This is a genomic window from Paraburkholderia sp. RL17-347-BIC-D, assembly GCF_046027915.1.
In the GTDB taxonomy this organism is placed as follows: domain Bacteria; phylum Pseudomonadota; class Gammaproteobacteria; order Burkholderiales; family Burkholderiaceae; genus Paraburkholderia.
Genome location: NZ_JARESS010000002.1, coordinates 168,476 through 191,371 on the forward strand (window position 1 = coordinate 168,476; position 22,896 = coordinate 191,371).

21 protein-coding genes are annotated in these 22,896 nt (G+C 64.1%); 18 read left to right on the plus strand and 3 right to left on the minus strand.

Annotation, left to right across the window (positions count from 1 at the left end; translation table 11 throughout):
- The first annotated feature begins 38 nt into the window (after positions 1 to 38).
- Entirely contained in the window at positions 39 to 1,142 is a 1,104-nt protein-coding gene (gene wecB, locus P0D96_RS04160; protein WP_408311949.1) for a non-hydrolyzing UDP-N-acetylglucosamine 2-epimerase, read from the plus strand.
- A gap of 20 nt (positions 1,143 to 1,162) precedes the next feature.
- Here wecB and P0D96_RS04165 read toward each other — a convergent pair whose 3' ends face one another.
- Complete coding sequence (locus tag P0D96_RS04165) at positions 1,163 to 1,885, minus strand: TetR family transcriptional regulator (protein WP_132378183.1); 723 nt, start codon at positions 1,883 to 1,885, stop codon at positions 1,163 to 1,165.
- Between the two features lie 375 nt (positions 1,886 to 2,260).
- On the opposite strand from P0D96_RS04165, the gene P0D96_RS04170 reads away from it, so the two are divergent.
- The 11 genes from P0D96_RS04170 (at position 2,261) to P0D96_RS04220 (ending at position 16,412) form a co-directional block, all read left to right on the plus strand.
- Positions 2,261 to 3,853 carry a 6-hydroxynicotinate reductase gene (locus tag P0D96_RS04170; RefSeq protein WP_408311953.1) on the plus strand — a complete coding sequence of 531 codons (1,593 nt, stop codon included), beginning with the start codon at positions 2,261 to 2,263 and terminating at the stop codon, positions 3,851 to 3,853.
- A gap of 49 nt (positions 3,854 to 3,902) precedes the next feature.
- Positions 3,903 to 4,841 (plus strand): UPF0280 family protein, encoded by a 939-nt coding sequence (locus P0D96_RS04175; RefSeq protein ID WP_408311956.1) that lies wholly within the window; start codon positions 3,903 to 3,905, stop codon positions 4,839 to 4,841.
- The gene (locus P0D96_RS04180) at positions 4,817 to 5,407 is read left to right on the plus strand and encodes an amino acid synthesis family protein (RefSeq protein WP_408311959.1); all 591 of its coding nucleotides are present in this window, start codon (positions 4,817 to 4,819) and stop codon (positions 5,405 to 5,407) included. The genes P0D96_RS04175 and P0D96_RS04180 overlap by 25 nt, the downstream gene beginning before the upstream one ends.
- Positions 5,408 to 5,467: 60 nt before the next feature.
- On the plus strand, positions 5,468 to 6,052 hold the full coding sequence (locus tag P0D96_RS04185) for an amino acid synthesis family protein (RefSeq protein WP_106276889.1): 585 nt from the start codon (positions 5,468 to 5,470) through the stop codon (positions 6,050 to 6,052).
- A gap of 181 nt (positions 6,053 to 6,233) precedes the next feature.
- Entirely contained in the window at positions 6,234 to 8,174 is a 1,941-nt protein-coding gene (locus P0D96_RS04190; RefSeq protein WP_408312316.1) for an ABC transporter permease, read from the plus strand.
- Positions 8,171 to 8,980, plus strand: coding sequence for an ABC transporter ATP-binding protein (locus tag P0D96_RS04195; RefSeq protein ID WP_408311961.1), 810 nt, complete (start codon positions 8,171 to 8,173; stop codon positions 8,978 to 8,980). Before P0D96_RS04190 ends, P0D96_RS04195 begins: the two co-directional genes overlap by 4 nt.
- Entirely contained in the window at positions 8,977 to 9,690 is a 714-nt protein-coding gene (locus P0D96_RS04200) for an ABC transporter ATP-binding protein (protein ID WP_310817780.1), read from the plus strand. The genes P0D96_RS04195 and P0D96_RS04200 overlap by 4 nt, the downstream gene beginning before the upstream one ends.
- Before the next feature lie 88 nt (positions 9,691 to 9,778).
- Positions 9,779 to 10,978, plus strand: a complete 1,200-nt coding sequence (locus tag P0D96_RS04205; protein WP_408311964.1) for an amidohydrolase family protein — start codon at positions 9,779 to 9,781, stop codon at positions 10,976 to 10,978.
- A gap of 31 nt (positions 10,979 to 11,009) precedes the next feature.
- Positions 11,010 to 11,528, plus strand: coding sequence for a (2Fe-2S)-binding protein (locus tag P0D96_RS04210; RefSeq protein ID WP_408175168.1), 519 nt, complete (start codon positions 11,010 to 11,012; stop codon positions 11,526 to 11,528).
- Positions 11,525 to 15,133, plus strand: a complete 3,609-nt coding sequence (locus P0D96_RS04215) for a molybdopterin cofactor-binding domain-containing protein (protein ID WP_408311967.1) — start codon at positions 11,525 to 11,527, stop codon at positions 15,131 to 15,133. Before P0D96_RS04210 ends, P0D96_RS04215 begins: the two co-directional genes overlap by 4 nt.
- 70 nt (positions 15,134 to 15,203) lie before the next feature.
- A complete protein-coding gene (locus P0D96_RS04220) occupies positions 15,204 to 16,412 on the plus strand; it encodes an ABC transporter substrate-binding protein (RefSeq protein WP_408280775.1) in 1,209 nt (402 codons plus the stop codon).
- A 101-nt stretch (positions 16,413 to 16,513) separates the two neighbouring features.
- On the opposite strand, the gene P0D96_RS04225 is transcribed toward P0D96_RS04220, so the two are convergent.
- The gene (locus tag P0D96_RS04225) at positions 16,514 to 16,765 is read right to left on the minus strand and encodes a hypothetical protein (protein WP_007178046.1); all 252 of its coding nucleotides are present in this window, start codon (positions 16,763 to 16,765) and stop codon (positions 16,514 to 16,516) included.
- 151 nt (positions 16,766 to 16,916) lie between these two features.
- Between P0D96_RS04225 and P0D96_RS04230 the strand changes: the two genes are divergently transcribed.
- The 5 genes from P0D96_RS04230 (at position 16,917) to P0D96_RS04250 (ending at position 19,701) form a co-directional block, all read left to right on the plus strand.
- Positions 16,917 to 17,498, plus strand: a complete 582-nt coding sequence (locus P0D96_RS04230; protein ID WP_408280778.1) for an RNA polymerase sigma factor — start codon at positions 16,917 to 16,919, stop codon at positions 17,496 to 17,498.
- A 12-nt stretch (positions 17,499 to 17,510) separates the two neighbouring features.
- Positions 17,511 to 17,819, plus strand: coding sequence for a hypothetical protein (locus P0D96_RS04235; protein WP_408311970.1), 309 nt, complete (start codon positions 17,511 to 17,513; stop codon positions 17,817 to 17,819).
- A gap of 2 nt (positions 17,820 to 17,821) precedes the next feature.
- Positions 17,822 to 18,118 (plus strand): 4Fe-4S dicluster domain-containing protein, encoded by a 297-nt coding sequence (locus P0D96_RS04240; RefSeq protein WP_132378163.1) that lies wholly within the window; start codon positions 17,822 to 17,824, stop codon positions 18,116 to 18,118.
- Positions 18,119 to 18,220: 102 nt separating this feature from the next.
- Entirely contained in the window at positions 18,221 to 18,937 is a 717-nt protein-coding gene (locus tag P0D96_RS04245) for an O-methyltransferase (RefSeq protein WP_408280781.1), read from the plus strand.
- A 245-nt stretch (positions 18,938 to 19,182) separates the two neighbouring features.
- A complete protein-coding gene (locus tag P0D96_RS04250; RefSeq protein WP_408280784.1) occupies positions 19,183 to 19,701 on the plus strand; it encodes a DUF6496 domain-containing protein in 519 nt (172 codons plus the stop codon).
- Between the two features lie 210 nt (positions 19,702 to 19,911).
- On the opposite strand, the gene aptA is transcribed toward P0D96_RS04250, so the two are convergent.
- Complete coding sequence (aptA, locus tag P0D96_RS04255; protein WP_408311973.1) at positions 19,912 to 21,240, minus strand: omega-aminotransferase AptA; 1,329 nt, start codon at positions 21,238 to 21,240, stop codon at positions 19,912 to 19,914.
- A 235-nt stretch (positions 21,241 to 21,475) separates the two neighbouring features.
- On the opposite strand from aptA, the gene P0D96_RS04260 reads away from it, so the two are divergent.
- Positions 21,476 to 22,891, plus strand: a complete 1,416-nt coding sequence (locus P0D96_RS04260; RefSeq protein WP_408311976.1) for an aminotransferase-like domain-containing protein — start codon at positions 21,476 to 21,478, stop codon at positions 22,889 to 22,891.
- Positions 22,892 to 22,896: the final 5 nt, after the last annotated feature.

The following is a 22,896-nucleotide window of genomic DNA, read 5'->3' on the forward strand; positions in this document are numbered from 1 at the left end:
GCGCCTACCCTTTACCAAGTCCAATATCGGAACACGCTGTGAGAAAACGTAAGATCATCGTCACTATCGGAACTCGTCCTGAAGCGGTGAAAATGGCGCCGCTCGTCAAACAGTTACAGCGCGAGGAATGGGCGGACTGCCGCGTTCTCGCAACGGCGCAGCATCGCGGCATGCTCGATCAGGTGTTGCGTCTGTTCGAGATCAAAGCCGATATCGACCTCGACATCATGCAGCCCAACCAGTCTCTACCCATGCTGACTTCGCGGCTCATGATTCGGCTGGATGAAGTGCTTGCCGCCGAACAGCCTGATGTGCTGCTCGCGCAGGGCGACACGACCACCGTACTGACGGCGGCGCTCGCCTCCTTTTACCGGCGCGTGCCGGTCGGACATGTCGAAGCCGGGCTGAGAACGGGCGATCTTTCAAATCCGTTTCCGGAAGAAATGAATCGTGTGGTTGCAAGCCGGCTCGCGCGCTGGCATTTCGCACCGACGGAGACCGCGAAACAGAACCTTCTCACAGAAGGCATTGATGCGGCGAGCGTGTTCGTCACCGGCAACACGGTCATTGACGCCTTGCTGGATGTGGCCGGTCGATGCGACGGCGCGGCGCCGTTCAAGGGGGACAGCCGGCTGATTCTGGTGACGTCGCACCGTCGCGAGAATTTCGGCGCGGCGTTTCAGAACATCCTGCGAGCGATCAGGACGATCGCCGACGACAATCCCGACGTCCATATCCTCTATCCCGTTCATCCGAATCCGAACGTGCGTGAGACGGCATACGCCCATCTCGACAACCATCCGCGAATCACGCTGTGCGAACCTCTGGATTATTTGCCGTTCGTTGCCGCGATGAAGCGGGCCTATCTGATCCTGACCGACTCCGGCGGCGTGCAGGAAGAGGCGCCCGCGCTCGGCAAACCGGTGCTCGTCCTGCGACGCGAGACAGAGCGCCCTGAAGCGGTGGCGCATGATGTCGTGAAGCTCGTGGGCACCGACTACGCCGACATTGTCTCGAACACGCAACGGCTGCTCGATGACCCGTCCGAATACAAGCGTATGGCGCGCGGCGTGTCGCCTTACGGTGACGGCCTGGCGTCCGGGAGAATCGTAAGCGTGTTGAGAGACCATTTTCAGGTGTAACGCCGTCTTGCGGTGAAGCGCTACGCCTCGCTATTCTGGCTCGCCTCATTCACCGCAAGCGCCGCCGCTTCTCCTGCCACCGGCGAGCTCGACCGCACCGCGCGCAACACCGTATCCTTGATGACCTCGCGCCAATGCGCGAGCGCCGCCTTGTCCATCATCGGCTCGCCGAGAAACGCGCCCAACGTGTACTGGTTGGCGTTATAGAAATAGCCGAGCGACGCGATCATCAGATAGACATCGCGCGCTTTGACATCCGCACGAAAGACGTGCTGTGCCTGACCCGCGTCCAGTAACTTTTGCACCACCGAAATCGCGTAGCCGGAAATCTCCTTCAGCTTCAACGATTTCTTCGCGTGCTTGCCCTGGTGCAGATTCTCGCTGGAGAGCAGCGTGACGAACTCGGGATGATCGAGGTAATACTGCCAGACGAATTCGACCATCTGTTCGAGCCCATGCACGGGATCCGCCAGATCGAGATCGAGCTTGCTTTCCGCTTCGTTGAATTGCGTATAGATGGTTTCGAGAACTTCGACGAACAGTTGCTCCTTGCTGCCGAAGTAGTAGTAAATCATGCGATCGTGCGAGCGCGCCGCCTTTGAAATACTCTCCACGCGTCCGCTCGCATAGCCCTGCTTGGCAAAGACCTTGATGGCCGCTTTCAGAATCTTGGCGCGCGTGTCCTGCGCCTGTTTCGCACGGATGCCGGTAGCGCCCGGCTTGCGGGCGGCGGTGGGACTCATGGCGGTCTCGAATCTCTTGTTAGCGTCAGGTTGAACGGCATGCGCCGCAGCCGGCCAAGGCACGGACGCGTCTTCATCATACAGCCCGCATGGACTGCTGCGGCATGCGCAGCGCGATCATTCACTTCGGCGTAGATTGAAGCGTGACCCACACGGCAATGTGGCATTGCACCAATCACGCGCACGCCGGTAAATACGTTGCGCAGACTAAATTGATCGAGTAGATTTCTAACGAGTTTGGTGTAGCGGATACTACACGAACGGTGAGTGACCGCAACATGGAAGTCAGCGGATCACGCGAAAGTGCCGATAAACAGGCACTATTCGTCAGTCGGAGCGGGACCGATTGTAATGTCGTCGTATGGGAACCCCACCATGACAGAACATACGAAGGTCGATTTCGGTGCGGACAGCGTCGACGGCGAAACCGCCTCGACGCCGGGTCCGACCGTGCTCGAGAAGGCGGCGCCGCGCAGTGAGCGGATGGCGTCGAACAAGATCGAATGCAATGCCTGCCCGGTGCTGTGCCAGATATCCGAAGGGCGCACCGGAGCGTGCGATCGTTATGCGAACGCGGATGGGCGGTTGATTCGTGTCGATCCGGTGGTGTTCCTGTCGCGCGCGCCGTCAACGTCCGAAGCGAACGCCGCGATCGAATTTGGCGCCTCTTCCGAAGTGCATGACCCCGCCGCCGAACAGGCGTTGTTCGTGACCGGCGTCGGCGCTTCCTCTACCTATCCCGACTACAAGCCCGCGCCTTTTATCGTCGCCTCGAAGCTCGACGACGTCGACATGATCACGGTCGTCACGGAAGGCATCTTCAGCTATTGCAGTTTCAAGGTGAAGATCGACACCGACCGCTTCCTCGGGCCGGAGCAATCGAACGTGCGTTGCCACGGCGAGATTGTCGGCCATGTGACGACGGCGGAATATGGCTCGCAGATGTTGAGTCTCGGTGGCGTGCATCATCTGACCGGCGGCAGCAAGAAAGAAGGCCGCGTGACGTGCGACATGATGCTCGCGCTCGGCAACAAGGAAGCGGTGGAGTTGAGCATCGACGGCGGCGCGAGTCTGGTGATTCGCGCGGGCGCGGCGCCGATTGTCGACGGCGTCGAGGAACAGCGCATGCGCGTGGGCTGCGGGTCGGCCACCATCGGCATCTTCGCGAAGCAATGGTTCGGCCATGCCGACGAAGTGGTGGTCGTCGACGATCACATTACCGGTGTGCTCACCGAACATCAGGCCGGACGTTGTCTCGGCATGACGCGTTCAGGTGTGAAGATTCGCGGACGCAAGTCGACGCCGGGCCGTTATTTTCAGGTGGCGAATCCGGGCACCGGCTGGGGCGGCACCGACATTCAGGACCCGCTCGCGATCGTCGAAGGCTTCGATCCCGCCGTCGCCAAACCCGGCATGCGCCTCCTGATGGTGTCGACCACCGGCGAGCACGCGCAGTGGTACGAACTGGATCAGGATCTCGTGCCGCGCATCACGGCGATGCCGGACGCGGTGCGCCACACCGTCGAGCGGATCGGCGAGAATTGCGAGCCTTCGCTCGCCACGGTGCTGTTTCTCGGCGGCGCGGGCGGCAGTCTGCGCGCGGGCGCCACGGAGAATCCGGTGCTGCTCACGCGCGCGATCAAACAGAAGCTGGTCAACGTGACTTGCGGCGGCGCGCCGGCTTATGTGTGGCCGGGCGGCGGGATCACCGTGATGGTAGATGTCTCGCGCATGCCCGACCGTTCGTTCGGCACGGTGCCGACGCCCGCGATCGTCGCGCCGATCGAGTTCACCATGACGTACGACGCCTATCGCGATCTCGGCGGTCATCTCGACGCCGTGCGGTCATTGGAGAGCGTGCTCGCGAACGGACCGGAACATACGGAGGGCGCGCCGCTCGCGCGACGTACGCTGGCGCGCAATCCCGACAACCCGTGGCCGCCCGCCATGCCGCCGATGCCTGGCTGACCGCGCCGACCGCGCTAATGTAACGACCGCAACGAACGCGACCGAAACAATGAACCCCACTCGCACCCGACTCGATGCGACCCGCTGGCATTGGCAGCATGGGCCGATCGATCTGATCCTCAGCGCGGACGGCACGCCCCAGGCGGTGCGGGCCGCGTATGAGGCGTGCTGGGCGCGCTTTGTCGACGTGTTGCCGGAGTTGGTCGGTGAACTGAAGCGCCTGCGTCAACCGGTACCGGCCGAAGCCGCGTTGGACGACAGTGAATTGCAAGGCGCGGTTGCCCGCCGTATGTGGTCGGCCTGCCATCCTCACCGCGCGCGCTACATCACGCCGATGGCCGCGGTCGCGGGAAGCGTTGCCGATGAACTGATCACGGCGTTCGCACGCGAAGGCATCGTGCGCGCCTTCATCAACAATGGCGGCGACATTGCGCTCTATCTGACCGAAGGGCAGCAATACCGCGTCGGCGTGTTCGCGGACCTCGCGTCGTTTTCACCCGTGCGGCTGTCGCGTGATCAGGCGCTCGACGCCAATCTGACGCTCGACGCCAGCCTGCCCATTCGCGGCATTGCGACGAGCGGCTGGCGCGGCCGCAGCTTCAGCCTCGGCATCGCCGACAGCGTCACCGTGCTCGCCCGCAACGCCGCCGCCGCCGACGCCGCCGCGACCATGATCGCCAACGCCGTCGATCTGGAACATGCCGGTATCCTGCGGCGTCCGGCTTCGTCGTTGAAAGACGATAGCGACCTTGGCGATATGCTCGTCACCGTCGACGTGCCGTCCTTGCCGCAGCCGCTGATCGACTTTGCGCTGTCGCGTGGAGTCGAAGCCGCGCAGCGTCTGCTCGAACGAGGCTTGATCGAAGGCGCCGCGCTATTCCTGCAGGGGCGGGTGCGCGTGGCCGGTATTCACGACCCAGGCGGGCTGCACACGCAGCGCGCGCAGATCACAACGGAGGCTCCGTGTTCGAAATACGCCGCGTGCTGACGCACGTCGAAGATATCTTCCACGAGTTCGGCCCCGCGCCCGCGCAGCCGCTCAGACGCGGCGCGATTGCCGCGGTGATGACGAACCCGTTCGCCGGCCGCTACGAAGCGAAAATCGAGCCCGCGATGGAAGCGCTCAAGCCGATCGGTTTCGATATGGCGCAACGGTTGCTGGCGGCGATGGCGGTGCCGCATGCGTCGATCGAGAGTTACGGCAAGGGCGCGATTGTCGGCGCGCGCGGCGAACTTGAACATGGTGCGTTGTGGCATGTTCCCGGCGGCTACGCGATGCGTGAGTTGCTGGAGAAGAATGGCGTGCCCACCAACGCCATCGTGCCGTCCACCAAGAAGGTCGGCGCGCCGTCCACCGCGCTCGACGTGCCGCTCACGCACGTCAACGCGAGCTACGTGCGCAGCCATTTCGACGCGATCGAAGTACGCGTGCCCGGCGCGCCCGCCGCCGATGAACTGGTGTATATCCTCGTGATGAGCACGGGGCAGCGCGTGCATGCGCGCGTCGGCGGCCTCGCGAAAGAGGCGATCGTGGGCAAGGACGGATTGCGCTGAGCGGCGCCTGGTTGGCGCAGTGAGATCACGCAGAGCAGGCATCGAAACTCGGAGAGCGAAATGGCAATCAAGCTTCGCAAGCTGGTCGTGCAAGTGGATGAAACACGCATTGAAATGGGCCAGGCCGTCGAGCCGCCGGCGCGCCGCGCGGTCGCGATCGCGGTGATCGACAATCCCTATGCCGGCCGTTACGAGGCCAAACTCGACGCGCTGATCGAAGCGGGCGAAGAGTTGGGCGCGCTGCTCGGCAACAAGTGTGTTCAAGCGCTGGGCATCGCGCCGGGCGAGGCGCAAAGCTACGGCAAGGCCGCCATCGTCGGCGAGGCGGGCGAACTGGAACATGCCGCGGCGATTTTGCATCCCAAGCTCGGCGCGCCGCTGCGGGTGGCGGTTGAGAAGGGCGCGGCGCTGGTCCCGTCGGCGAAGAAGATGGGCACGCTCGGCACCGCGATCGACGTGCCGCTCGGCCATAAAGACGCCGCCTTCGTGCGCAGCCATTTCGATGCGATCGAAGCGCGCGTGTCGGACGCGCCGCGTGCGAACGAAATCGTCGTGGCCGTCGCGGTGACGGCGTCGGGGCGGCCGCTGCCGCGCATCGGCGGCTTGCAGGTGAGCGAGATCAAGGGCGAAGACGGTTTGCGCTGAGTTTGCGTGAGGCGATTTCTTCGGCGCTCCGAATGACCTAAGGGACTTTCTTCGGGGCGTATTGTATTGTCCTGCCGTTGACGCGTGCGCGCATGGTGCTGCACGCGCTGCAATGTCTGCCGATCGCGTTGAAGGCGCCAAAGCCGCGCCTTCGCCGTTCAGCAAACTGCCAAGGGTCGCGATGCTTTCGAATTTGCTGGTACAGCTGGTCAACGGGCTCGCCGATGCGTCGACGCTGTTTCTCGTCGCCGCCGGTTTGTCGCTGATCTTCGGCGTGACGCGTATCGTCAACTTTGCGCACGGCTCGTTCTATATGTTCGGCATCTATGTCGCGTACAGCATAGCGAGCCGTTTCGGACATACGGCGGGCGGCTTCTGGTTGTCGGTGCTGGCAGCGGCGCTGGTGGTCGCGGTACTGGGCGCGCTGGTCGAGCTGGTCGTCCTGCGGCGCATCTACCAGGCGCCCGAGCTGTTTCATCTGCTCGCCACATTCGCGCTGGTGCTGATCTTTCGCGATGCCGCGCTGTGGCTGTGGGGCCCGGAAGACCTGTTCGGACCGCGTGCGCCGCATCTGGCGGGCGCGGTCGATTTCCTCGGCCATCCGCTGCCCACCTACGACATCGCGTTGATCGTGATCGGCCCGGTGGTGTTGCTGCTGCTCTGGTATGCGCTGACACGCACGCGTTGGGGCACGCTGGTGCGCGCCGCGACGCAGGACCGCGAGATGCTCGGCGCGCTCGGCATCAATCAGGCGTGGCTGTTTACCGGTGTGTTTTTCGTCGGCGCGTTTCTCGCTGGGTTAGGCGGCGCGCTGCAAGGGCCGCGCATGTCGGCGAATCTGTCGCTGGATCTGGAGACGATCGGCAACGCGTTCGTGGTGGTGGTGGTCGGCGGCATGGGCTCGATCCCGGGTGCGTTCATTGCCGCGCTGATCATCGCGGAGATCAAGGCGCTGTGCATCGGCATCGGGCATGTGACGATCTTCGGCGTCGGGTTGTCGCTGAGCCGGTTTACGCTCGTCGCCGAGTTTGTCGTGATGGCGGTCGTGCTGGTGGTGCGTCCTTGGGGTTTGCTCGGCCGCGCGAGCGCCGCGGTGCGCGGCATGGCGGCGCCGGAAACTCCTTTGCGGCCGGCGGGCAAACGGCTCAAGTGGCTGGCCGCCATCGCCTTGCTCGTTCTTGTGCTGGCGCCGTTGGCGGCCAACGCGTTTCCGTACATGCCCGTGCTGCTGGTCGAAATCCTGATCGCCGTGCTGTTTGCAACGAGCCTGCATTTCATCATGGGACCGGGCGGCATGCATTCGTTCGGCCACGCCGCGTACTTCGGATTGGGCGCATACGGCGCCGCGCTGTTCCTCAAAGTGCTGAATCTGCCGATGGAAGCCGCCTTGCTGCTCGGACCGCTATTGGCGGTGGCCGGCGCGCTGGTGTTCGGCTGGTTCTGCGTGCGGCTCTCCGGCGTCTATCTCGCGATGCTGACGCTCGCGTTCGCGCAGATCGTCTGGTCGGTCGTGTTCCAGTGGGACGACGTGACGGGCGGCAGCAACGGCATTCTCGGGTTGTGGCCGTCGAACTGGTTGTCCTCGCCGGTGGCCTTCTATTACGTGACGCTCGTCTGCGCCGTGATCGGCGTGTGGTTGTTGCGCAAGATGCTATTTTCGCCGCTCGGCTACGCGATGCGCGCGTCGCGTGACTCCGTGCTGCGCGCCGAAGCGATCGGCATCGACGTGAAGCGCGTGCAATGGGCCGCGTTCGTGATCGCATCTCTGTTCTGCGGGCTCGCCGGATCGCTGTATGCGTTTTCCAAGGGCACGATCTCGCCGGAAGTGATCAGCGTGAGCCGTTCCGTGGACGGCCTCGTCATGGTGCTGCTCGGCGGCTTGCAGACACTCACCGGGCCCATTGTGGGCGCGGCCGTGTTCACGTGGCTGCAAGACACGGTCGCGCGGCAAACCGATTATTGGCAGGCGCTGCTGGGCTTCGCGATCCTGCTGCTGGTGATCGCGTTTCCGCAGGGAATCGTCGGCTTTATTCGCGAGCGTTTCGGCGACGACAGCGCCGACCAGGCGGAACAGACCGCCGTCTCGCCTTCCCAACGTACCGCGATCAAGGAGGGGCTATGAGCTTGCTGCGCGTTGCCGGTCTCTCCAAATCGTTCGGCGGCCTCAAGGCGGTCGACGATGTCTCGTTCGATCTCGAAGCCGGTCAATTGCTGGCCTTGCTCGGACCGAACGGCGCGGGCAAATCGACCTGTTTCAACATGGTCAACGGGCAGTTGCCGCCTTCGTCCGGATCGATTCGTCTCGACGGTCAAGAGCTGGTCGGCATGCGTCCGCGCGACATCTGGCGGCTGGGCGTGGGCCGCACGTTTCAGATCGCCGCGACCTTCAATTCCATGACCGTGATCGAGAACGTGCAGATGGCGTTGGTCTCGCGCGAACGCAAAACCTTCGGTCTATGGCAATCCGCGGGCTCGCGCTATGCCGATGAAGCCCTCGCGCTGCTCGACCAGGTTGGCATGGCCGCGGATGCAAACCGCGCTTGCGGCGTGCTCGCGTACGGCGACGTGAAGCGCGTCGAACTCGCGATCGCGCTCGCCAATCGCCCGAAGCTGCTGCTGATGGATGAACCCACCGCCGGCATGGCGCCGAAGGAGCGCAATGAATTGATGGCGCTGACCAAGCGTCTTGTCACCGAACACAAGATCGGCGTGCTGTTTACCGAGCACAGCATGGACGTCGTATTCGCGTACGCCGATCGCCTGATCGTGCTCGCGCGCGGCAAGCTGATCGCCGAGGGCGACGCCGACACGATCCGCAACGACCCGTGCGTACAGGAAGTCTATTTCGGCACCGGCAAGACGTTCCAGCCGCACGCGCCGCTGCACGAGGCGGCGGGCGGCCATCAAGGTCAAGGAGCGCTGCAATGAGCGAGCCGATGCTGAAAGTCTCCGGCCTCAACGCGTTCTACGGCCGTGCGCACATTCTGTTCGACGTCGGCCTCGAAGTGGGGCGAGGCGAAGTCGTGGCGTTGATGGGCCGCAACGGTGCAGGCAAATCCACCACGATGAAAGCGGTGATGGGTTTGCTGCCGCGCCGTCAGGGCGAAGTGAATTTTCGTGGGCAGAACATTACGGCGTTGCCGCCGTACAAGATCGCACGCATGGGCATGGGTTTCGTGCCCGAAGATCGGCGCGTGTTCGCGGATCTGACTGTGATGGAAAATCTCGACACGGGCCGCCAGCCGCCGCGCGACGGCGCGCCGCAATGGACGCCGGAAAAATTGTTTCGCCTCTTTCCCAATCTCGGCGAAATGCCGCAACGTCCGGGCGGCCAGATGAGCGGCGGCGAGCAGCAGATGCTCACCGTGTCGCGCACGCTGATGGGCAATCCGTATCTGGTGCTGCTCGACGAACCGTCCGAAGGCGTGGCGCCGGTGATCGTCGAACAGATGGCGAACATGATTCTCGAACTCAAGCGCGAAGGGCTGTCGATTCTGTTGTCCGAACAAAACCTGCACTTCGCCGAGTTGGTCAGCGACCGCGCGTATGTGCTCGAAAAAGGGCAGATCCGCTTTAGCGGCACGATCGGCGAACTCGCACAGAACGAAACAGTGAGGCGCGCTTATCTGAGCGTGTGATTCCACCGGACAGCGCAGCGCGCACTGAGTGGCGCGCTTCGCGGCGCCGGGTAGTCGTTCCAAACTCGCGTTGTGAAAGGAGAGGCAGATGGCAGCAGAGACGTTGACAGGCTTGTCGGGCAAGGTCGCAATAACGAACATCGGGCTGCTGTTATCGGGCGACATCGATCAGCCGATTCTCGACGCGGACACGCTTGTGATCGACGACGGCGTGATCGTCGCGGTCGGCCGCGAGAAGGACTGCGACCTCGAAGGCGCGCGCACGACGGTCGATTGCAAAGGCACGACGGTCGCGCCCGGTTTGATCGACTCGCATGTGCATCCCGTGTTCGGCGACTGGACGCCGCGCCAGAATCAGATGGGCTGGATCGAATCCAATCTGAACGGCGGCGTCACCACGATGATTTCCGCCGGCGAAGTGCATTTGCCCGGCCGCCCGAAAGACGTGGTCGGCGTGAAAGCGCTGGCGATTACCGCGCAACGTTCGTTCGAAGGGATGCGCGGCGCGGGTGTCGGCGGCGGCGTCAAGGTGATGGCGGGCGCGCCGGTGATCGAAAAGGGCATGGTCGAAGAGGACTTCAAGGAACTCTCGGAAGCGGGCGTGAAGCTGCTCGGCGAAGTCGGCCTCGGCAGCGTGAAGGGCGGCGAGGAAGCGGCGCAGATGGTCGCGTGGGCGCGCAAGTACGGCATTCAGAGCACGATTCACACCGGCGGTCCGTCGATTCCCGGCTCGGGCCTGATCGATCGCGACGTGGTGCTCGCCGCTGACGCCGACGTGATCGGCCACATCAACGGCGGGCACACGTCGCTCTCCTACCGGCATGTTTGCGACCTGTGCGAGCAGTCGAGCCGCGCGCTGGAAATCGTCCACAACGGCAACGAACGAATCGCCTTGCTGACCGCGCGTCACGCGATCGAATTGAAGTGTCCGCACCGGATCATTCTCGGCACCGATAGTCCTGCGGGATCCGGAGTGCAACCGCTCGGCATCTTGCGGATGATCGCGCTGATTTCGAGTCTCGCCGACGTGCCCGCGGAAATCGCTTTCTGTTTCGCGACCGGCAACACCGCGCGTCAGCGCAATCTGCGCCAGGGGCTGATCGAAGTGGGCCGTCCCGCCGACCTCGTGTTCATGGATCGCGCGCAGCACACGGCGGCCGATACGCTGCTCGAAAGCGTGCAGCTCGGCGATATTCCGGGCGTGGGCATGGTGATGATCGACGGCTTGATCCGCTGCCGGCGCAGCCGCAATACGCCACCGGCCACGGAAGTGCCGGTGGTGCTGTGAACACGTATCGCACAGCGAGGCCGGCACGAACATGAACCGCCCGGCGCCTCTTACGCTGAACGTGAACGGCGCGACGCACCTCGTCAGCGCCGCCGCCGACACACCCTTGCTCTACCTGCTGCGCAACGACCTCGCGCTGAACGGTCCGAAGTTCGGCTGCGGCCTCGGCGAATGCGGCGCGTGCACGGTGTTGCTCGACGGCATGCCGACGCGCGCGTGCGTCACCACCGCGAAGGTCGCGTTGGGCCGCGAGATCACCACACTCGAAGGACTGGGCACGCGCGCCGCGTTGCATCCGGTGCAGCAGGCGTTCATCGAAGAACAGGCCGCGCAATGCGGCTATTGCCTGAATGGCATGATCATGACAGCCAAGGCGCTGCTCGATCGCGATCCGCATCCGAGCGTCGAGACGATCCGGCGCGAGCTGTCGCGCAATCTGTGCCGCTGCGGCACGCATGTCGAGATCGTGCGCGCGGTGCAGCGCGCCGCTGAATTGCTCGCCGCTCAAGCGGCGGCGCAATCAGCCGTGCACGATGGAGTGCGCGCATGACCGGACCGGATTTCAGCGTCGATCGACGCAACGCGCCGCCGTCGCGTCAGCAACTCTACGACGCGCAGAGCGTGCTGATCGTCACGCGGCCGCCGCAAGCGCCGGTGAAGCCGGCAATCGGTCAGCCGGGCTCGCGTTCATCGTTCGTGCCGACCGAAGCGGACATGTTCCTCGTGGTGCGCGACGACGGCAGCGTGGTCGCGTTCAATGGTCACGTCGACCTCGGCACCGGCATCGGCACGGCGCTCGCGCAGATCGTCGCGGAAGAACTGGATGTGCCGTTGACGCGCGTGTCGATCGTCCTCGGCCATACGCGTGAAGCGCCGAATCAGGGGCCGACGATCGCTAGCGCGACGATTCAGATATCGGCGGTGCCATTAAGGCACGCTGCGGCGCAGGCGCGGCAGTTTCTGCTCAAGGAAGCGGCGGCGCGCTTCAATGTGAGCGTCGAGCAACTCGACGTGCGTGATGGTGTCGTCTATCAAAGCGACAGCAGCACGGCGACGAAAGGCATTGGCTACGGCGAGCTGATCAGCGGAAAACGTGTCGAATTGCAGCTCGCCACGGACGCGCCTTTGAAATCGCCGGACGCGTACAAGATCGTCGGCAAGAGCGCGCCGCGCGTCGATATTCCCGCGAAGGCCACCGGCGAATTGAGTTTCGTACACGACGTGCGCGTGCCGGGCATGTTGCATGGCCGCGTGGTGCGGCCGCCGTACGCCGGCGTTGCGCAGGGCGACTTCATGGGCAACAGTCTGCTGCGGGTGGATGAAGACTCCGTCAGCGATTTGCCCGGCATCGTCAAGGTGGTGGTGATTCGCGATTTCGTCGGCCTCGTGGCGGAGCGTGAGGAAGTTGTGCAGCAGGCCGTGAAGCGGCTTCGCGTGCAATGGAAAACGGTCGACGTTTTGCCGTCGCTCGAAACCAGCGAAGAAGTGGAAGCGGCGCTGCGCGCGAATACCGCGAAGCGACGCGATCTGGTGATCGACGGCGATGTGGATGCAGCACTGGCGCAAGATCCCGCTCGCACATTGGAACGCACCTACGTATGGCCGTTTCAGATGCATGCGTCGATTGGACCGTCGTGCGCGGTGGCCGATTATCGCGAGGGCGCGTTGAAGGTCTGGTCGGGCACGCAGAATCCGCATTCGCTGCGCGCCGATCTCGCGCTGCTGATGGGCATGGACGAAGCGAACATCGACATCGTGCGGATGGAGGCGGCGGGCTGCTACGGCCGCAATTGCGCGGACGATGTCGCCGCCGACGCCGCGCTGCTCTCGCGCGCCGCCGGCAGTCCGGTGCGTGTGCAACTCTCGCGCGAGGACGAGCACGCGTGGGAGCCGAAAGGCGCCGCGCAATTGATGGACGTGCGCGGCGCGTTGAATGCCGAGGGCGAACTGGCCGCGTACGACTTTGCGACGCGCTATCCGTCGAACGATGCGCCGACGCTGGCGCTGCTCCTGACCGGCACGATCTCCGCGCAGCCACAAGTGTTCGAAATGGGCGACCGCACGGCCGTGCCGCCGTACGACTACCGCACCATGCGCATCGTCTGCGACGACACGCCGCCGATCGTGCGGGCGTCGTGGCTGCGCGGGGTGTCCGCGTTGCCGAACACGTTCGCGCACGAGTCCTTCATCGACGAACTCGCGGCGGAAGCGGGCGTCGATCCGGTCGAGTTTCGGCTGAAGCATTTGACCGATCCACGCGCGATTGAACTCGTGAAAGCGGTGGTGGAAAAGGCCGGTTGGGAACCGCGCAACGCCGAGCGTAAAGATGATGAAGGCGACATCGCACGCGGGCGCGGCATCGCATATGCCCGCTACGTGCATAGCAAATTCCCCGGCTTCGGCGCGGCATGGTCCGCGTGGGTGGCCGATGTCGAAGTCAACCGCAGGAGCGGCGAACTCGCGGTGACGCGCGTGGTGGTCGGCCAGGATACGGGCACGATGGTGAATCCCGACGGCGTGCGTCATCAGATTCACGGCAACGTGATCCAGACGACCAGCCGTGCGCTGAAAGAGCGCGTGACGTTCGGCGAGAACGCGGTGACGAGCCAGGAGTGGGGCGCGTATCCGATCCTGACCTTCCGTGAAGTGCCGGTGATCGACGTGGTGATGATGCCGCGCCACGGCGAGCCGCCGATGGGCGCGGGCGAATCCGCGTCGCTGCCCGGCGCGGCGGCGATTGCCAATGCGCTCTTCGATGCCACGGGCGTGCGGTTTCGGCGGCCGCCGTTCACGCCGGAAACGATCCGCGCTGCGCTTGCCGATGCTCAAGCCGAAGAGGCGGCGGCTCGCAAGAAAAAGCGCTGGCGGATTGGTTTTCTCGGCGTTTTGGCAGCGGGCGCGGCGGGTTGGCTCGGCGCGTTGTCGCTCGCGCCTCACGCTATCGCACCGATCACGCCGCCGCTCGCGAGCGCGTTTGCGCCGGATCTCGTGGCGCGCGGCAAATTGCTGGCGTCGCTCGGCAATTGCGCGGTTTGCCATACCGCGCACAATGGCGTGCCGAACGCCGGCGGCAAACCGCTCGACACGCCTTTCGGCACCGTGTACAGCACCAACATCACGCCGGACGGCCAGACCGGCATCGGCAGCTGGTCGCTCGAAGCCTTCGTGCGGGCGATGCGGCAAGGCATCAGCCGCGATGGCCATCGTCTCTATCCGGCCTTTCCGTACACATCGTTTCAGAACACCTCCGACGACGATCTGAAGGCGCTCTACGCCTACCTGATGGCGCAAACGCCGGTGCGCGCGCGTCCGCCGGAAACGAAGCTGGCCTATCCGTTCAGCGTGCGTCCGTTGATGTCTGCCTGGAACGCTTTGTTTCTCGGACGCACGACCTTCACTGCCAGCGCGACGCAAAGCGCGCAATGGAATCGCGGCGCGTACCTGGTGAACGGACTCGGCCACTGCAGCGCGTGCCACACGCCGCGCAACGCCTTCGGCGCCGAGAAATCCGGCGCGGCGTTCATGGGCGGCGGCACGGCGGACGGCTGGGAAGCGCCCGCGTTGTCGACACTCTCGAACGCGCCCGTGCCCTGGAGCGAGGACGAACTCTTCAGCTATCTGCGCAACGGCCACGCGCCGCTGCACGGCGTCGCGGCAGGGCCGATGGCGCCGGTAGTCGGCGATCTGGCGGCGCTGCCCGACAGTGATATTCGGGCGATGGCCACGTATCTCGCGTCGCTCAATCCGTTGGAGCCGAACGCCGATCCGGCAGCAGTGGCGCGTCAGTACGAACAGGCCAGCGCGATCTCGGGCGCGCCTGCCGGGCTCGGCGCGCGGCTTTTCGACGGCGCGTGCGCTGCTTGTCATCACACGGGCAGCGGGCCGCAACTGTTCGGCGCGCATCCTTCGCTGGCGCTTAACACGAATCTGCACAGCGCGACGCCCGATAACCTGATTCGCGTGATTCTCGACGGCATCGGCTCGCCTGCGCGGCCCGAACTCGGTACGATGCCGGCTTACCGCGACAGTTTCAACGACGCCCAGGTCGCCGAACTCGTGTCGTACCTGCGTCAGCAATTCGCCGGTGGCGAGCCGGCATGGCAGGACGTCACGGCGAGCGTCGCGCGGATTCGCGCAACGCCGCGGGCCGACTGAATCGCGAACCGCTCGAACGCTCGATAACAATGACCGCATTCCCGCAATCCTTTTGATAACGGAGAAACGCATGACCACGCGCGCAGGATGGATCTCTCGCCTCATGGTGCCGACGCTGTTCTCGCTCGCCGCCTTGAGCGCGAGCGCACAGCAGACCATCAAGATTGGCGAGATCAACAGCTACAAGGCGCAGCCCGCCTTTCTCGGGCCTTACAAGAACGGCTGGAATCTCGCGCTCGAGCAGGTGAACGCCGCCGGCGGCGTGCTCGGCAAACAGCTCGAAGTGGTGTCGCGCGACGACAACGGCAATCCTGGCGACACGATCCGCGTCGCGCAGGAACTGATTGCGCGCGAGCAGGTGCAGTTGCTGTTCGGCGGCTTCCTCTCGAACACCGGTCTTGCGCTGACCGACTTCGCGAAGCAGAAGAAGATTTTCTTCCTCGCCGCTGAACCGCTGACCGACAAGATCGTGTGGGCCGATGGCAACAAATACACGTACCGTCTGCGGCCTTCCACGTATATGCAGGTGGCGATGCTGGTGCCGGAAGCGGCCAAGCTGCATAAGAAGCGCTGGGCGCTGGTGTATCCGAACTACGAGTACGGACAATCGGCCGTGGCGACCTTCAAGAAGCTGCTGACGGCGGCGCAGCCCGACGTGCAGTTCGTCGCCGAGCAGGCCACACCGCTCGGCAACGTCGATGCAGGCGCCGTGACGCAGGCAATCGCCGACGCCAAGCCGGATGCGATCTTCAACGTGCTGTTCGGCGCGGACCTCGGCAAGTTCGTGCGTGAGGGTAATACGCGCGGGCTCTTCAAGGATCGCAGCGTGGTGTCGTTGCTGACGGGCGAGCCGGATTATCTCGACCCGCTGGGCGCTGAAGCGCCGACCGGCTGGATCGTGACGGGCTATCCGTGGTATTCGATCGATACGGCGGCCAACAAGAAGTTCGTCGATGCGTATCAGGCCAAGTATCACGACTATCCGCGGCTCGGCTCGGTGGTGGGCTATTCGGCGTTGATGTCGATTGCCGCCGGCATCAAGAAGGCCGGGTCGGTCGATCCGGACAAACTCGCCGCCGCGTTCAAGGGCCTTGGTGTGGATACACCGTTTGGGCCGATCAGCTATCGCGCGCAGGACAATCAGTCGACCATGGGCGCATATGTCGGCGTGACGGGTTTGAAGGACGGCAAGGGCGTGATGACGTCGTACCGGTATATCGATGGCGCGAGTGTTCAGCCGTCGGATGCCGAGGTCAAGAAGCTGCGGCCTGCCGAGTAAGGTCTTGACGCCTGCGGCGCGCGCCGCCGCAGGCATGTGGAGAGCAACATACGCCGCCGCTGCACGGCAACGCACGGCAACGCACGGCGATAGGCGGAGAATTACTCCTCCGCGTCGTGCTCGATCACGAACCGTTTCAGATAAGCCAGCACGGCGGCTTCGACCGCGCGATGATCCGCGGTGCTTTTGGAGCCCGCATTCTCCTCGTCGCCGAACAGAGTGGACGGTGCGTTGTGCACATCCACTTCCTGGCCTTCGCGAAAGACGCGAATCTCATGAACGTCTTCGGCGTACTCGGCGATCCAGTGCACGCCTTCGATATGCGCGCCGGCACGTACGGTAGGTATCTTCATGGACGTCTCCCGTCGGGCCGGACCACACGCCAACCCTTACCAATACCATACGCCGTCCAGATGTGCGGCGCGAGTCCTGTTGCACAGTTGCTCGAGGAAAGATTTTTCGCGCGCGCCACAATATTCACGCGCCTGAAACGTCTTCAGGCGCATGGAACCGCCACTCACTTCGCACACGATGACCGAACGAGACACCGACATCACCGCGACCGTGGTGCGTGAGCGCACGAGGCTCGTCAATTTTATCCGGCGTCGAATACGCGACCCGGACGATGCCGAGGACATCCTGCAGGATGTGTTCCACGAATTCGTGCAGGCTTACCGGCTTCCCGCTCCGATCGAACAAGCGAGCGCGTGGCTGTTCCGTGCCGCGCGCAATCGCATCGTCGATCGTTTCCGCAAGAAGAAAGAGCAGCCGCTGGCAGATCTGTCCGCGGCTGGCGACGACGCCGACAGTGAGTATCGCCTCGACCTCGACCTGCCGGCGCACGATGCGGGTCCCGAAGCCCTCTACGCGCGCGCTCTATTGCTCAAGGCCTTGCAGGATGCGCTCGATGAGCTGCCGGCGAATCAACGTGAGGTATTTATCGCACACGAACTGGAGGGCCGGTCCTTCAAGGACATGGTGGCGGAAAGCGGTGTCACGCTCAATACGTTGCTCGCGCGCAAACGCTACGCGGTCTTGCATCTGCGCGCCCGGCTGCAGGCCATTTATGACGAACTGGGTATCTAGAGGAGTCGAAGGATGAATTTTCGAATCAGATGTGCGGGTAAGGCACTGCTTGTGGTGGTCGCTATCGGCGTGCTCAGCTGGGTGGTCATGACTCTATGGAATTGGGTGATTCCGGCGCTATTCGTCGGCGCCCGTGCGATCGACTTCGCGCATGCGTTGGGCTTGCTGGTTTTGAGCCGCATCCTGTTTGGCGGATTCCGCGGACACGGCGGCTGGCGCGAACGGCGTCGCTGGCGCAAATGGGAAGCGATGACGCCCGAAGAACGCGAGCATTTCCAGACGGCGTGGCGATCGGGTCGCGCTCGGCGCACGGGAGATTGAACATGCGCGAGACATCACCGGCCGAGTGCAAACAGAAGCCGGGCGTGATTGCGCCCGTGGTCGACCTGACACGTTGCGAGGGAAAAGGCGATTGCCTCGAGGTCTGCCCAGAGAAGGTGTTTGAGATCCGGCGCATCGATGAGGTCGACTATCGCAGCCTCGATTTGATGCATCGCCTCAAGCTGCGCGTGCATGGAATGAAAGTCGCCTACACGCCCAACGCGCACGCCTGCCGGTCATGCGGTCTGTGCGTGACGGCGTGCCCGGAACGCGCGATCAAGCTGGCCAGGACGGCATAGCGCCACACGTTTTAGCTGATGGCGGAACGACAGTGCCTGCCTGAGGCAGTGGTCTGTCGTTTGATACGTCAACAGCATTTTCGGTCTCGTCGAGGAGCGCACATGGCTTCATCAACCACAGGTCTTCTGCAACGGCTTCATGAACAGAGCCAGACAGAAGTCATAGCCCGCGCACGGGCGCAGTTCCAGGGATCGAGCCAGGAGTTTCAGGATCTTGCAGAGGAATACGACATGCTCGCGCCACGTCTGCGTGGACGGTTTCTCGAAACGCTCGGGCTATCTAGCGAAGACTTCGAATCCTCGCAAGGCACACCGCTATCGTTAGCCGTGTCGGCGGAGACGGGAAGGTTTTTGAGCAATATGGTGCTCTCGCACAAACCGGCCCGAATCCTCGAACTCGGCAGTTCCTGCGGCGTGTCCACGCTGTATTTCGCCGAGGCCCTTCGCACGCTAGGCAGTGGCATGGTTGTAGCGACCGAACTCGACGCTGTTAAATGCGCACATCTTCGGGCCCACGTCAGAACGGCGGGCGTGCAAGCGTATGTCGACCTGCGGGAGGGTGATGTATTCCAGACCATTTCCGAACTGGACGGCACTTTCGACATGGTCTTTATCGACGTATGGGCCAGCACCTATCTCAATCTATTCAAGCAAATTGAACGGCTGCTACGTCCCGGATCTATCGTTCTCGCCGACAACATGTACACAGCCGAGGACGCCGTCCGGCCATACAAGCACTACCTTGCCGGCAATCCGCGCTTCTCGACAACGACGCTGGACTTTGAATCGGGGCTCGAATTTACGGTTGTCGTCTCGTAAGCTAACGAAGAGCGGTGCCGCCGTACTGGCGAAGAGCCGTCAGGACAGGCACTTCCATCACATGAGTACGGGAGAATGAGCAGCCCCCGACCGGGACTGCGGGCGGCGAACTTGACGAAACGCCACGGGCAATTGTCGAAGTCGGCTGGCTTCACACGGCATTTTTCAGCGCGATTCGCCTGCCAGACGCCGCGCGGCACACGCGTTGCTGCATGACACAGGCCACATCCAACTGGAGAACTGTCATGCCTGAAAAGAAAACGATCGAGCGTGCTAAGACCGACAAACGCGCCGGCAAAGCATCGAGCACCCAAGCAGGTGAATTCGTCAAGGAACAGGTCGATAAGGTGCGTGCCGGCAAGCACGGCGTCAGGTCGGCCAAGCAGGCGATTGCGATCGGCCTCTCGGAAGCGCGCCGTGCGGGCGTCGCCGTGAAGTCGCCGAAGAAGGGCACGGCAAGCGAGGCCACCCGCAAGAAGGCCGCTACGGATAACGCCGCTGGCCAGCACAAGAGCACCACGAAGAAGAGCACCGAGTCGACTGCGAAGCGCTCGCGCGCCGCCACTAATGCGTTGAAGCGCGAGGGCAGCGCGGGCGCATCGCCGGCAGCGCTGTCGAAGCAGACGAAGACGGCGGCAGCCAAACGCCCCGCCGCCAGCCGTTCCGCAGCGGCGAAGAAGGCTGCTGCGACTAAGGGTGCTGCTGGCCGTTCGGCGGCTGCGAAGAAAGCCGCTCATACGCGGGCTTCACGTACGCACCGTTGAGCTTCGCGGCAGTCGCGCGGCGCGACGGTCAGCTGAGCTGAGCCGGGCCGGCGGCTCGCCGCCCGCCGCGCCCGGCGGCGGTCGCGCCGCGTTGCGCGATGCCGCCATCCTCGGCGTGCGTTGCTTGAGCGTGTGACGCACATAGCGCATTCGAAAAAAAGGCGGCGCAAATAACGCGCCGCCTGCTTTCTGCTGCCTGTCGCGAGCTGATTACTGCACCGTAGCCAGCACGTCGCCCACGGTCTTGAAGATGTGCGCGATCTGCTCTTCGTTGATGATGAGCGGCGGCGAGAACGCGAGAATATCGCCCGTGAAGCGCACCAGCACGCCCGCTTCGAAGCACTTGACGAACGCTTCGTAAGCCCGCGCGCCCGGCGCGCCGTCGCGCGATTCGAGTTCCACGCCGGCGATCATGCCGAGGTTGCGCACGTCCTTCACGTGCTTCGCGCCACGCAGCGAGTGAGCCGCCGCTTCGAACGTCGGCGCAAGCGTCGCGGCCCGTTCGAACAGACCTTCGCGCTTATACAGATCGAGCGTGGCGACTGCGGCTGCCGTCGCGACCGGGTGGGCCGAATACGTGTAGCCGTGGAACAGCTCGATCGCGCCTTGCGCGCCGCTGTTCACGATCGTGTCGTGGATCGTGCGGCTCGCGGCCACCGCGCCCATCGGAATCGCGGCATTGTTGATCGCCTTCGCCATCGTGATCAGGTCCGGCGTCACGCCGAAGTATTCGCTCGCCGTGGCCTTGCCGACGCGGCCGAAAGCGGTGATCACTTCGTCGAAAATCAGCAGGATGCCGTGCTTCGTGCAGATCTCGCGCAGCTTTTGCAGATAGCCTTGCGGCGGAATCAGCACGCCCGTCGAGCCGGCCACCGGTTCGACGATCACCGCGGCGATGGTCGACACATCGTGCAGCGTGACGATGCGTTCCAGTTCCTCGGCGAGGTGCGCGCCCCAGGCCGGCTGGCCTTTCGAGAACGCGTTGTGTTCGAGGTTATGCGTGTGCGGCAGATGATCGACCGCCGGCAGCAGCGCGCCCGAGAAGGTCTTGCGGTTCGGCGCGATGCCGCCGACCGAGATGCCGCCGAAGCCCACGCCGTGATAGCCGCGCTCGCGCCCGATCAGGCGTGTGCGTTGGCCTTCGCCGCGCGAACGGTGGTACGCGAGCGCGATTTTCAGCGCGGTGTCGACCGATTCCGAACCCGAGTTCGTGAAGAAGATGCGGTCGAGGCCTTCCGGCATCAGTTCGGCGACCTTGGTGGCCGCTTCGAACGCGAGCGGGTGGCCCATCTGGAAGGTCGGCGCGAAGTCGAGCTTCGAGAGTTGCTGGGTGATCGCCGCGACGATTTCTTCGCGGCCGTGACCGGCGTTCACGCACCAGAGACCCGCGCAACCGTCGAGCACTTCACGCCCGTCCGTGCTGCGGTAGTACATGCCCTTGGCCGATTCCAGCAGGCGCGGCGCGGCCTTGAACTGGCGGTTGGCGGTAAAGGGCATCCAGAAAGACGACAGATCGTCGATGACGGGGCGCGAAGTCATGGGTATCTCCTCGAAGTGGTCGCCCAAGGGTTTCCATTGGGGCATGGCGAAACTGTAGCGTTCGCGGTTTAATGGCGGCATAAACAGTTGACGCAGTGTGGCGCTAACTGTGTTGGTGGATTCGCAGCAACTGTGTCGAAGCTTGCCGTAGCAGGCCGGCAAACTCGCCGGCGCCGCATTTCGAACGTACTCATATGCTCAGCCGCCTTGCGCGGCCCGCTTTTTCGTCCTGATCATGATCGAACTACAACTCGAGCGCGACCGGCGCGCCGCTCCCACGCTCGTCGAGCAGGTGGTGCAAGGCTTTGCGCGCGCCATCGAAGGGCAATCGCTGCGCGCGGGCGCGCTGCTGCCGTCGGTGCGGCAACTGGCGCAAAGCCACGACCTGAGCACCTTCACGGTCACGGAGGCGTACAACCGGCTGGTGTCGATGGGCCTCGTGGTCGCGCGGCGCGGTTCCGGCTATCGCGTGGCGGCGCGCTCGCAGTCCGCGCGGGTCGCCGCCGCCGAATGGCAGCCGCCGAGCCTCACCGCGACCTGGCTCCTGTCCGACGTGTTCGCCGATCATTCGGTGCCGATCAAGGCGGGCGGCGGCTGGCTGCCGAACGAGTGGATCAACGAGACGGGTTTGCAACATGCGCTGCGCGCCATGAGCCGGGTGCCGGCGGCGCGCCTCGGAGACTACGGACATCCGTACGGATTCGCGCCGTTGCGCGAGCGGATCGCCGAGCAACTCGACCGGCGCGGTCTGCCGGTGGATGTCTCCAACATCCTGCTCACGCAAGGCGCGACGCAAGGGCTGGATCTGATCGTGCGCACGCTGCTGCGCGCGGGCGACGCCGTGATCGTCGAAGATCCCGGCTATTGCAATCTGCTGCAGATTCTGAAGCTGGCCGGACTGGTGGTGCATGGCGTGCCGCGCACGCCGGCGGGCGTCGATACGGACGTGCTCGAAGCGCTGGTCGTCGAGCACAAGCCGAAGGCGATCTTCGTCAACACGACGCTGCAGAATCCGACCGGCGCGACCTTCGGCATGTCGGCGGCGTTCCGCCTGCTGCAGATCGCCGAGCGTCAGCGCATGTGGGTGATCGAAGACGATGTGAGCCGCGAACTCGCGCCGTCCGGCGCGCCGTTGTTCGCGGCGATGGAAGGCTTGCAGCGGGTGCTTTACGTCGGCGGTTTTTCGAAGACGGTGACGCCGGGGCTGCGTTGCGGCTACGTGGTCGCCGAGCGCGCGGTGCTGCGCGAATTGGCGCGCACGAAGATGGCGGTGGGATTGACGTCGTCGGAGGCGATCGAGCGGATCGTCGACAAGGTGTTGCTGGAGGGGCGCTATGCGCGTCACGTGGAAGCCGTCAACGAACGTCTCAAGCTCGCGCACGCGACCGTCGAAGAGCGGCTCGATTCGCTCGGCCTCGAGCTGTTTCACCGGCCGCGCGCCGGGTTGTTCCTGTGGGCGCGCTTGCCGATCGAAGCAGAGCGGGCCGGCGAAGTGGCGACGGCCGCCCTCACTCACGGTATCTGGCTCGCGCCGGGCTCCTACTTCCGTCCCGACGATGCCCCGAGCGCCTGGTTCCGCTTCAACGCACCGTATTCGACGGACGATGCGTTGTGGCGGTTTATCGAGCGAGTCGGGCAGGGCGCGTTATAGCGGCC

Bases quoted from the DNA above. Each gene is read 5' to 3' on its own strand.
- P0D96_RS04165 (WP_132378183.1), bottom strand. From the start codon at position 1,885: ATGAGTCCCACCGCCGCCCGCAAGCCGGGCGCTACCGGCATCCGTGCG.
- P0D96_RS04170 (WP_408311953.1), top strand. From the start codon at position 2,261: ATGACAGAACATACGAAGGTCGATTTCGGTGCGGACAGCGTCGACGGC.
- P0D96_RS04175 (WP_408311956.1), top strand. From the start codon at position 3,903: ATGAACCCCACTCGCACCCGACTCGATGCGACCCGCTGGCATTGGCAG.
- P0D96_RS04185 (WP_106276889.1), top strand. From the start codon at position 5,468: ATGGCAATCAAGCTTCGCAAGCTGGTCGTGCAAGTGGATGAAACACGC.
- P0D96_RS04190 (WP_408312316.1), top strand. From the start codon at position 6,234: ATGCTTTCGAATTTGCTGGTACAGCTGGTCAACGGGCTCGCCGATGCG.
- P0D96_RS04195 (WP_408311961.1), top strand. From the start codon at position 8,171: ATGAGCTTGCTGCGCGTTGCCGGTCTCTCCAAATCGTTCGGCGGCCTC.
- P0D96_RS04200 (WP_310817780.1), top strand. From the start codon at position 8,977: ATGAGCGAGCCGATGCTGAAAGTCTCCGGCCTCAACGCGTTCTACGGC.
- P0D96_RS04205 (WP_408311964.1), top strand. From the start codon at position 9,779: ATGGCAGCAGAGACGTTGACAGGCTTGTCGGGCAAGGTCGCAATAACG.
- P0D96_RS04210 (WP_408175168.1), top strand. From the start codon at position 11,010: ATGAACCGCCCGGCGCCTCTTACGCTGAACGTGAACGGCGCGACGCAC.
- P0D96_RS04215 (WP_408311967.1), top strand. From the start codon at position 11,525: ATGACCGGACCGGATTTCAGCGTCGATCGACGCAACGCGCCGCCGTCG.
- P0D96_RS04220 (WP_408280775.1), top strand. From the start codon at position 15,204: ATGACCACGCGCGCAGGATGGATCTCTCGCCTCATGGTGCCGACGCTG.
- P0D96_RS04225 (WP_007178046.1), bottom strand. From the start codon at position 16,765: ATGAAGATACCTACCGTACGTGCCGGCGCGCATATCGAAGGCGTGCAC.
- P0D96_RS04230 (WP_408280778.1), top strand. From the start codon at position 16,917: ATGGAACCGCCACTCACTTCGCACACGATGACCGAACGAGACACCGAC.
- P0D96_RS04235 (WP_408311970.1), top strand. From the start codon at position 17,511: ATGAATTTTCGAATCAGATGTGCGGGTAAGGCACTGCTTGTGGTGGTC.
- P0D96_RS04240 (WP_132378163.1), top strand. From the start codon at position 17,822: ATGCGCGAGACATCACCGGCCGAGTGCAAACAGAAGCCGGGCGTGATT.
- P0D96_RS04245 (WP_408280781.1), top strand. From the start codon at position 18,221: ATGGCTTCATCAACCACAGGTCTTCTGCAACGGCTTCATGAACAGAGC.
- P0D96_RS04250 (WP_408280784.1), top strand. From the start codon at position 19,183: ATGCCTGAAAAGAAAACGATCGAGCGTGCTAAGACCGACAAACGCGCC.
- aptA (WP_408311973.1), bottom strand. From the start codon at position 21,240: ATGACTTCGCGCCCCGTCATCGACGATCTGTCGTCTTTCTGGATGCCC.
- P0D96_RS04260 (WP_408311976.1), top strand. From the start codon at position 21,476: ATGATCGAACTACAACTCGAGCGCGACCGGCGCGCCGCTCCCACGCTC.